Origin of the sequence: Actinomadura sp. GC306 (assembly GCF_004348665.1) — a bacterium.
Taxonomy (GTDB): Bacteria; Actinomycetota; Actinomycetes; order Streptosporangiales; family Streptosporangiaceae; genus Spirillospora.
On the sequence record NZ_SMKM01000265.1, the window covers coordinates 1 to 9,364 of the forward strand.

General features: G+C 68.0%; 9 protein-coding genes. 2 read left to right on the forward strand and 7 right to left on the reverse strand.

Features of this window, described 5'->3' with window-relative positions; genetic code table 11:
• The first annotated feature begins 132 nt into the window (after nt 1-132).
• Complete coding sequence (gene soxR / locus E1200_RS27260) at nt 133-666, forward strand: redox-sensitive transcriptional activator SoxR (protein ID WP_131954939.1); 534 nt, start codon at nt 133-135, stop codon at nt 664-666.
• Nucleotides 667-830: 164 nt separating this feature from the next.
• Here soxR and E1200_RS27265 read toward each other — a convergent pair whose 3' ends face one another.
• Both E1200_RS27265 and E1200_RS27270 read right to left on the reverse strand, forming a co-directional pair.
• Nucleotides 831-3,215: a glycosyl hydrolase family 65 protein gene (locus E1200_RS27265; RefSeq protein WP_131954940.1), complete on the reverse strand. Its 2,385-nt coding sequence runs from the start codon at nt 3,213-3,215 to the stop codon at nt 831-833.
• Nucleotides 3,212-3,961: a beta-phosphoglucomutase family hydrolase gene (locus E1200_RS27270; RefSeq protein ID WP_131954941.1), complete on the reverse strand. Its 750-nt coding sequence runs from the start codon at nt 3,959-3,961 to the stop codon at nt 3,212-3,214. The genes E1200_RS27265 and E1200_RS27270 overlap by 4 nt, the downstream gene beginning before the upstream one ends.
• A 160-nt stretch (nt 3,962-4,121) precedes the next feature.
• Between E1200_RS27270 and gndA the strand changes: the two genes are divergently transcribed.
• The gene (gene gndA / locus E1200_RS27275) at nt 4,122-5,546 is read left to right on the forward strand and encodes an NADP-dependent phosphogluconate dehydrogenase (RefSeq protein ID WP_131954942.1); all 1,425 of its coding nucleotides are present in this window, start codon (nt 4,122-4,124) and stop codon (nt 5,544-5,546) included.
• Nucleotides 5,547-6,087: 541 nt separating this feature from the next.
• On the opposite strand, the gene E1200_RS27280 is transcribed toward gndA, so the two are convergent.
• The 5 genes from E1200_RS27280 to E1200_RS34015 form a co-directional block, all read right to left on the reverse strand.
• Nucleotides 6,088-6,282: a DUF397 domain-containing protein gene (locus E1200_RS27280; protein WP_131954943.1), complete on the reverse strand. Its 195-nt coding sequence runs from the start codon at nt 6,280-6,282 to the stop codon at nt 6,088-6,090.
• Entirely contained in the window at nt 6,279-7,160 is an 882-nt protein-coding gene (locus tag E1200_RS27285) for a helix-turn-helix transcriptional regulator (protein ID WP_131954944.1), read from the reverse strand. The genes E1200_RS27280 and E1200_RS27285 overlap by 4 nt, the downstream gene beginning before the upstream one ends.
• A 451-nt stretch (nt 7,161-7,611) precedes the next feature.
• Nucleotides 7,612-8,214 carry a hypothetical protein gene (locus E1200_RS27290; RefSeq protein ID WP_131954945.1) on the reverse strand — a complete coding sequence of 201 codons (603 nt, stop codon included), beginning with the start codon at nt 8,212-8,214 and terminating at the stop codon, nt 7,612-7,614.
• A gap of 5 nt (nt 8,215-8,219) precedes the next feature.
• Nucleotides 8,220-8,660 (reverse strand): hypothetical protein, encoded by a 441-nt coding sequence (locus tag E1200_RS27295; protein WP_131954946.1) that lies wholly within the window; start codon nt 8,658-8,660, stop codon nt 8,220-8,222.
• Nucleotides 8,647-9,364: hypothetical protein (locus E1200_RS34015; protein ID WP_165950479.1), on the reverse strand; the 718-nt coding region annotated here is incomplete at its 5' end. The genes E1200_RS27295 and E1200_RS34015, both read right to left, overlap by 14 nt.

Here is a 9,364-nt window from a genome sequence, read left to right on the forward strand (position 1 = left end):
CCCCGCCCCCGTTGACTTGCGGCGTGTTGTTGTTATCCGGCGTCCCATAACAACAACACGCCGCAAGTCAACGCGGCGGGGGGTGGGGTCGGCTGAACCTCGACCGTGGTTGAGGGCGCATAGGATGCGCGCATGACGCGGCTTGAGCACCGGGTGTACGAACTGACCGTCGGGCAGCTCGCCGAGCGGAGCGGCGTGGCCGTCTCGGCGCTGCACTTCTACGAGTCCAAGGGCCTGATCAGCAGCCGCCGGACGGCCGGCAACCAGCGGCGCTTCAGCCGCGACACGCTCCGCCGGGTCTCGTTCATCAAGGTCTCCCAGCGGGTCGGGATACCGCTCAGCCAGATCCGCGACGCCCTGGCCACGCTCCCCGAGGAGCGCACCCCCACGGTGGCGGACTGGGCGCGGCTGTCGGAGGCGTGGCGCAGCGACCTCGATGCCCGCATCCGCCAGCTCGAACGGCTCCGCGACGACCTCACCGACTGCATCGGCTGCGGCTGCCTGTCGATGAGCAAGTGCGCCCTGGCCAACCCCTACGACAAGCTCGGCGACGAGGGCCCCGGCCCGCGCAGGCTCCTGGCCGAGCGCGGTGCAGGGGATGCCGAACCGCGTCCGGGAGGCGGAGCGGACGCCGATTGCGGCGACCCCTGCGCCTCCCGGAACTAGGCGGTTCGACGCGGCCTCGGCCACGCACGCGAGCGCGTGACCTGACCGGTGAGGCGAAGCCGGAGGCGAGCCTCACCGGGAAGAGCGCGAAGCGATGGCCGAGCACAGGCCAGGTCACGGAGCGAGCCGCCAGGCGAGCGCCGTGGGCCTGGCCTGCGCCGAAATCAGCGGCCGTGCGGGTCGATGCGGCGCGGGGCCGGCTCCCGTCCCGTCGGCTGGGCCGGTGCCGGACGCGCCGGGATCGGCTCGATCGGCAGCTCCACCGGCTCGTCGCCGAGCGTGACCGGCTCCCCGTGGTGCCACAGCTTGAGGCCGGGGCCGTCCAGGAGCTCGTAGTGTGCCGACTCCGCGGTGACGGTGACCTTCACCCGGCTGCCCCGGTACAGCATCCGGAACGCCAGCCGGCTGATGCCGCCCGGCAGCCGCGGCGCGAACCGCAGCCGCCCGTCGCCCGCCCGCATCCCGCCGAACCCGGCGACGAGCCCGCTCCACGCCCCCGCCATCGAGGCGATGTGCAGCCCGTCGCGGGTGTTGCGGTTCAGGTCGTGCAGGTCGACCAGCGCGGTCTCGCCGAGGTAGTCGTGCGCCAGCTCCAGCTGGCCCACCTCGGCCGCCACCACGGCCTGCGTCTGCGCCGACAGCGAGGAGTCACGGACGGTGAGCCCCTCGTAGTAGGCGAAGTTGCGGACCTTCTCCTCCTCGGTGAACGACTCCCCGCACAGGTGCAGCGCGAGCACCAGGTCGGCCTGCTTGACCACCTGCTTGCGGTACAGGTCGAAGTAGGGGTAGTTCAGCAGCAGGGGGTAGTGGTCGGGCTTGGTGGCCGCGAAGTCCCACCGGGCGTGGTGGGTGAAGCTCTCGCTCTGCGGGTGGACGCCCAGCCGCTCGTCATAGGGGATGAGCATGGCCGCCGCGGCGTCCCGCCACGACGCGGCCTCCTCGGCGTCCACACCGAGCCGGTCGGCCACGTCCGGATGGCGCATCGCCATCTCCGCGGCCTCCTGGAGGTTACGGCGCGCCATGAGGTTGGTGTAGACGTTGTTGTCCACGACCGCGCTGTACTCGTCGGGGCCCGTGACCCCGTCGATGCGGAACACGCCGCCCACGTCGTGGTGGCCCAGGCTCCGCCACAGCCGCGCGGTCTGCACCAGGATGTCCAGCCCGATCTCCCGCTCGAACTGCAGGTCCTGGGTGGCGTCCAGGTACCGCAGGACGGCGTCGGAGATGTCGGCGTTGATGTGGAACGCGGCAGTCCCCGCGGGCCAGTAGCCGGAGCATTCCTGGCCGCGGATCGTCCGCCAGGGGAACGTGGCGCCCTCCAAGCCGAGCTGCACCGCACGCTCGCACGCCAGCGGCAGTGTCATGTGCCGCCAGGCGAGCGCGTCCGCCGCGGCACCCGGCAACGTGTAGGTGAGCACCGGGAGCACGAACGTCTCGGTGTCCCAGAACGCGTGGCCGTCGTAGCCGGGACCCGTCAGGCCCTTGGCCGGGATCATGCGGCGTTCCGCGCGCGCGCCCGCCTGCAGGACGTGGAACATGCTGAACCGCACGGCCTGCTGGATCTCGGCGTCGCCGTCGACCTCGACGTCCGCGCCCTCCCAGAACTCGTCCAGAAACGCGCGCTGCTCGGCCAGCAGCCCGCCCCAGCCGGTCCGCCGCGCGCCCGCGAGCGCCCCGACCACCTGGTCGTGCAGCGCGGGACGCGACCGCTGGCTCGACCACCCGTACGCGATGTACTTGACGATGCGCAGCTTCTGGCCGGGCTCCAGCCGCGTCGCGACCGTCAGCCGGCCGACGTCCTTGGAGCTCTCGGTTTCGACGGTCGTCGAGTCGGGACCCTGGATGTCGTGCGACATCCCCGCGGCCATCCGCAGCCCGCTCTGCCTCGTCCGGTGCAGCAGCAGGACCTTGGTGCCGTTGGCGACGTGCTCCTCGCCGACCAGCGGGCTCTCCAGGATGGCGGAGGCGCGCGGGTCCTTGCCGCCGCCGGGCAGCGCCTCGTTGGCCACCAGCTCCGACTGCGCGACGATCCGGACCGCCTCGTCCACCGGCTCGACCTCGTAGCAGATCGCCGCGACGGCCCGCTGGGTCAGCGAGACGATGCGGACCGAGGTCACCTTGACCGTCTTGTCGGCCGGGGACGTCCACTCGACGTGCCGGCTGAGCGTGCCCGCCCGCATGTCGAGGTTCCGCTCGTGGTGGTGGACGCGGCCGTACCGCACGTCGAACGGCTCGTCGTCCACCAGCAGGCGGATCACCTTGCCGTTGGTGACGTTGATGACCGTCTGGCCCTGCTCGGGGTAACCGTAGGCCGTCTCCGCGTGCGGCAGCGGCCGCTGCTCGAAGAACGAGTTCAGGTACGTGCCCGGCATGCCGTGCGGCTCGCCCTCGTCCAGGTTGCCGCGCATGCCGACATGCCCGTTGGACAGGGCGAACACCGACTCGGTCTGGGCCAGCCGGTCCAGCCGGAGCTCCGGCTCCCGCACGCACCACGGCTCCACGGTGAACAGGGGCCGGTCGATCGCGCCCTGGCCCTCCAGCTCGATCACTCAACCTCCAACAGTTCGGAAAGGTCGGACACCACGATGTCCGCGCCGTGCTCGGCCAGGGCCGCGCCGTGCGCGTCGTCCATGCGATTGACGCCCACGACGTAGGCGAACCCGCCGGCCCGCCCCGCCTGGACGCCGGCGAGCGCGTCCTCGAACACGACCGCCTGCTCCGCGCCGACGCCCAGTTCCCGGGCGGCGGCGAGGAACGTGTCGGGGGCGGGCTTGCCGGGCAGGTCCCGCTCCGCGGCGACCACGCCGTCGACCCGCGCGTCGAACAGGTCGGTGATGCCGACCGTCCGCAGCACCTGGACGGTGTTGGCGCTGGACGACACGACCGCCGTCTTCAGCCCCCGCTTCCGCGCCGCGCGGACGTACTCGACGGACCCCTCGAAGACCTCGACGCCCTTCTCCTCGATGAACTTGAGGACCAGCGCGTTCTTGCGGTTGCCGAGGCCGCGGACGGTCTCGGTCTCCGGCGGGTCGTCGGGGGAGCCCTCGGGCAGCTCGATGCCGCGCGACTCCAGGAACGAGCGCGTCCCGTCCTCGCGCTTCTTGCCGTCGACGTAGCGGCCGTAGTCCTTCACGGCGTCGAACTCGGTGAACGTCTCACCGGTCCGCTCCGCCCGCTCCCTGAGGTAGCCGTCGAACATCTCCTTCCAGGCGGCGGCGTGGACGGCCGCCGTCCGGGTCAGCACGCCGTCGAGATCGAAGAGACACGCCGCTGCCTCGTGGGGCAGTCCCAGCATCCGTAAAACCCCCTGGAGATGTCACCATTGAAGAGATCCCTGGTACGCGCACCGCGTACTCGGGCCGCACCCTGGGATGGGGGCAGCGGCCGCTCGAACGCGGGGATCATGGTCCCCGTACAACCCATGGTCAGGGTCGCACACGAGGAGGACTGATCCAATGCAAAAGGCGCGTATCGGCGTCACAGGGCTGGCGGTCATGGGCCGCAACCTGGCCCGCAACCTCGCCCGGCACGGCCATCCCGTCGCCGTGCACAACCGTACCGCCACCCGGACCAAGGCGCTCGTAGATCAGTTCGGTGCGGAAGGAACGTTCCTTCCGGCCGAGACGCCCGAGCAGCTCGTGTCCTCCCTGGAGCGGCCCCGCCGCCTGGTGATCATGGTGAAGGCGGGCGGTGCGACCGACGCGGTCATCGACGAGTTCGCCCCGCTGCTGGAGCCCGGCGACATGATCGTCGACGGCGGCAACGCGAACTTCGCCGACACCCGCCGCCGCGAGTCAGCCCTCCGCGAACGCGGCCTGCACTTCGTCGGGACCGGCATCTCCGGCGGCGAGGAGGGCGCCCTGCACGGCCCCAGCATCATGCCGGGCGGCTCCGCCGAGTCCTACGAGGCCCTCGGCCCCCTGCTGGAGGACATCTCCGCCAAGGTGGACGGGACGCCCTGCTGCACCCACGTCGGCCCCGACGGCGCCGGGCACTTCGTCAAGATGGTGCACAACGGCATCGAGTACGCCGACATGCAGCTGATCGCCGAGTCCTACGACCTGCTCCGGCACGCCGCCGGCCTCGCCCCGGCCGAGATCGCCGAGGTCTTCCGCACCTGGAACACCGGCCGGCTGGAGTCCTACCTCGTCGAGATCACCGCCGAGGTCCTCGCGCACACCGACGCCGCCACCGGCAAGCCGTTCGTGGACGTCGTCCTCGACCAGGCCGAGCAGAAGGGCACCGGCCGCTGGACGGTGCAGACCGCCCTCGACCTCGGCGTCCCGGTCAGCGGCATCGCCGAGGCCGTCTTCGCCCGCTCGGTATCCGGCCACGCGGCGCTGCGCGAGGCGTCCCAGAGCCTGCCCGGCCCGTCCCGCACCGGCAACGCCGACTCCGGCTTCGCCGACGCCGTCGAGAAGGCCCTCTACGCCTCCAAGATCGTCGCCTACGCGCAGGGCTTCCACGAGATCCAGGCGGGCAGCGCCGAGTACGGCTGGAACATCGACCTCGGCGCGATGGCCACCATCTGGCGCGGCGGCTGCATCATCCGCGCCCGCTTCCTGGACCGCATCCGCGCCGCCTACGAGACCGACCCGGAAACCCCGACCCTGCTCACCGACGCCCACTTCGCCGAGGCCCTCGGCGAAGCCCAGGACGCCTGGCGAGAGGTCGTCTCCGTCGCCACGCGCCTGGGCATCCCGGCCCCAGGCTTCTCAACGGCCCTGGCCTACTACGACTCCCTACGAGCCACCCGCCTACCGGCCGCCCTGACCCAGGCCCAACGCGACTACTTCGGCGCCCACACCTACCGCCGCACAGACCGCGAAGGCACCTACCACACCCTCTGGGGCGCAGACCGCACAGAGGTGTCCGGCTGACCCACCACCCGCCGCTTCATTCGCGCCACCCCGCGAATGAAGCGGCCCTCGCCAGCGGCCGCCCAGCCCGCCACCGGCTGTGCGGGGATGCGGCGGCCGAACCGCTCGGCAAGCCCGGGGAACCAGACCCCTCTGACAAAGGAGCGAGCAGATCGGCCGCCTGTCATGCGAGCGAAAGGGCTGGGAGACGAAGGCCCGGTGTTCGTGGGACGAGAAGCGGCGGTTCACGACGCAGGCGGAAGAGGGTGCCGCGCACTCCCCTCCCATCCAGGCGGCGTCGGCCGTGACGGTGTCGACTAAATCATGGATGGTTTCGCAGCCTTCACGCGCAACGCTCTGAACGGTTCGCGCGGACGAACTCATCGATCTTGGACGTCTACGACGCGATGGCGCGAGGGGGAGACGGGGAGCCGTACAGGACGATCCTCGATCCACCGCCGGGCGAAGGGACACATCACCCGAGATTCGAGCGTGGACACTTCGGAAACGCTAGCGGCCTTGGGACGAGGTGGTTCGTCTCAAGGCCGCGCATGTAGGGGCGTCAGGGGGCGTCGGCACGGACCTTGTGAAGGAAGATCCGCCACTCGGCGCTTGTGAATTGCAGGGTGGGGCCGTTGCCGTGGTGCTTGCTGTCACGGACGCCGATCGTGCCGTCGATCGCTCGGCCTGCTTCGATGCAGTGGCCGTTGGGTTCACTATGGCGTGACTTGCGCCAGCCGTTGAAGTCCTTGGTCATGTATTCGATCCTGTCTGGTCGGTGAGCCGGTTGGCCACCTGATCCAGGAAGGCGATGCTGTCTTCGGTGGACAGCGCGGCCTCGCGGAGCCGGTCATATCTTCCGGTATACCGCGCCACCTCGCCTCGCTGTGTCAGGACGAGGTCAGTGGTGACGGTGTCGACGATCGCCATGGGGGGGTCGCCTGACTCGGTAAAGGTGTAAAGGTAGAAGGACGACTTCGGGAGGAAGCCTCCCGGGATGCGGGCGTTGTGCATCAGCACGCGAACCGTGATCCGCTCCTCCTCCGAGACCGTTGCGATCATGTGCCGGAGCTGGGCGGCCATGATCTCCGGTGGTACGCCCAATCTATGGATCACAGACTCGTCCAGGACGGTCTCATAGGACGGTCCATCCGAACGGAGTAGCTCTCGCTGCCGCCTCTCACGCGCTTCGGCCATCCGCTCCGGTTGGTAGTCGAGCGTCTGTTGGCTTTCGTCGAGCTTGACGAGAGCGTCGATGAACGAGCGGCACTGTAGGGCGCCCGGCATCGCGCTCTGGTCGTAGCTGCGGACGGTGGCGGCGTTGTATTCGAGGTCGGCTGCGAGCTTCTGGCGAGGACCCATGGAGACGCCGTACTTATCCCACCAACCCTTGTGCGCAGCCTCACGGGCGAGTGTGAGAAGCCGGTCGTACTGGCTACCGGTTATTTCGAGGACGTCCAGCATGTTCATGATCTCGGCCAGGTCCGGGCGGCCCTGGGCGTTCTCCAGCCGGGAGATCTTGGTGCGGGAGTAGTACATGAGCTGCGCGAGGCCATCGGTGGTGAGGCCGCGGCTCTCGCGGAGTTTGCGGATCTCGGCCGCCAGTCGCCGGCGGCGGACGTAGGGGCTGGGCATGCCCGTCCTCCCGAAGTCGCGTCGGTCACGATCCGTTCGGATCAATGACTCTCTGTGTTCGACCAGACGCGAGCAATCATAAGGTCACACTCGGTCAAACATTCGACACAACAGCCGCCCCAGCCAATATCCGCACGTCCACACTTCGCACGCGCCAAACTCGCCCGTCCAACCGACCCTCGTCGGGTTCGGACACTTGGCCCATATGCCACCCTACGGCTGATTAGCGGGCGTGCCGCTGTGGTGAGTGCTCGCGGCCCCTCCAGTCCTCGCCGCCCGTAGCGAGCTAGGTGAGGAGGCGGCGGTGGGGCTGCCTTGACGTTGCCTTGCCGCACCTTGATCCCCGCGTCGGGCCCGAGCGGCTATTGGGCCTTTCGGTTGGACGCGATTGCCGCTCAAGTAGCGCTGTATTTACACGTGCCCCAGTTCCTGAACCGAACTGCGCCATCGGCTACGGTGCTTCCCAGCCTCCACTCGCGCCCCGCGATGGCTCCTGGGTGGCATCCCGTCTCACAGTCGCGGACAAGTTCTCGTCGCGTCCGCCCTCCAAGTGCGGCGCACCGGCACCCTCCCGGGCGAAGAGCGATGACGAGTCGAACTGCCTGACGTTGTCTGCGGCCTCGTTGATCAACTCGTCCACGCCGCTCTCGTCAAGACCTGCTTCAGCCACGAAAGAGGCGAGCAGGATAAGAGCGGTGCCCAGCATGTCATCTGGGCTCTCATTATAAGGCGGGACTTCTTGGAAAGTATTGTCGCCGAGCAGCGACCGGATCGCCTTCTCCGCTAGTCGCGGGTTTAGCATGCTCGCGTGCTCGGCGAGCAGTATGCGCAGGTCGGCGACGTAATAAATGATCTCGGCGAGCGACTGCGTTGGCGAGAAACGTCTGATGGCTGCTATTTGGAGAGAAGACCAGATGAGCGCAGCGTAACCGGAACGGTACTTGTCGTTGTCCACCTCGAAGGCGTACTTCGACTCCCACTCATCGGGATCGAAAATGTAGGTCCGCAGTGCTGTCTTGTGTAAGCTCTCAATCAAGGTGGTTCGCTCGTCCATCCCTGTCACCTGCCCTGAGCCATACTTTTGATCTTGCTCATGAAGGTGTCCAGTTCGGCTTCGGTGGGCGCCAAGTCGGCAATGAGGCCACTCAGGATCAAGATTTGGCCGCTCAGTTTCGTGTTCTCGCCGATCCCATCGATGTCACCTTTGCCGAGAGCGTGCAATATCATCCTCTCGGCGATCATGGGATCAAGTCTTTCTGCGACCTCTGGGCTTCTGGCGCGAAGATTGGCAATGAAGTCGATCACGGCATTATGGTCGACGACATTTTCCGTCGGCTGGAACCGTCGGTTGACGGCTTCGAAGAACCCGACGGCCAAGAGTAGTGAGTAACCCTCTTGGTCTTCGCGGGTGATGAGTTGGCTCAAGAGACGCTGGTGCTCTTCACCTTGACCTGCGAGTTGGGCGCGCAGGGTAGCAGCCTGCAGATCAGTGATTAGCATTTCCTTGCTCCTTTATCCGTCTGATTCCGTCCTTCACGCCCCGGGCGGCTCTACGAGTGGTGTCGACTGCCACGATTGCGGCAATCCCCAGGGAGAGTGCCGCATTCCCGGTGCCCGCGTTGGTCTGCATGGGCTCAATGTACGGACCCGTGCCGACCTCTGCCTTCCCAGTTGGTGGTGGCCGCAAGAAGGCGTCCACGACTTTTCCATCTGCTTTGGCGACGCTCTCGAAGTCCTCAGCCCGAGTGACTCCGGTGCGGAGGAATCGGTCGATAGGTGATTGGCGTTCGGGATCGGGCTCGTTCGGGTTGCGGTCTGCGGGGTCGTCTTCGGGTCGCCGGAGTTCGCCACGGTCTGCGGTGTCGTTTCCGGCGTCGCGGCTTGCTGGGATCGGCCTGCCGTCGCTGTCGACTGCTATTTGGATGCGTCCTACGAAGCGGTTGGCCTCCTCTATTTCTGCGGTGTTCGCTTCTTGTGGGGCCAGTTCTGCCCTGGGTTCTTCGGTTTCGCCGGATTGGTGGGAAGCGCGGTCGGGTGTGTTGTTTTCGTTTTCGGGTTCGGTGGTCTCAGGCTCCTCGGACTTTTTACCACGATCGTCCTGGTGGCCGAGGGATTCTGCTGTCTCCTGGTCCCGGTTCTGTTCCTCGGGGGAGGGAGGGGCGTTGTCGGTGCTGGGCCGGGCGCCGGGTTGGTCCGTGCGGGAG

Coding starts and splice junctions, on each gene's coding strand:
- E1200_RS27270 (WP_131954941.1), bottom strand. CDS start 3,961: ATGCTGGGACTGCCCCACGAGGCAGCGGCGTGTCTCTTCGATCTCGAC.
- soxR (WP_131954939.1), top strand. CDS start 133: ATGACGCGGCTTGAGCACCGGGTGTACGAACTGACCGTCGGGCAGCTC.
- E1200_RS27295 (WP_131954946.1), bottom strand. CDS start 8,660: ATGCTAATCACTGATCTGCAGGCTGCTACCCTGCGCGCCCAACTCGCA.
- E1200_RS27285 (WP_131954944.1), bottom strand. CDS start 7,160: ATGCCCAGCCCCTACGTCCGCCGCCGGCGACTGGCGGCCGAGATCCGC.
- E1200_RS27280 (WP_131954943.1), bottom strand. CDS start 6,282: ATGACCAAGGACTTCAACGGCTGGCGCAAGTCACGCCATAGTGAACCC.
- gndA (WP_131954942.1), top strand. CDS start 4,122: ATGCAAAAGGCGCGTATCGGCGTCACAGGGCTGGCGGTCATGGGCCGC.
- E1200_RS27290 (WP_131954945.1), bottom strand. CDS start 8,214: ATGGACGAGCGAACCACCTTGATTGAGAGCTTACACAAGACAGCACTG.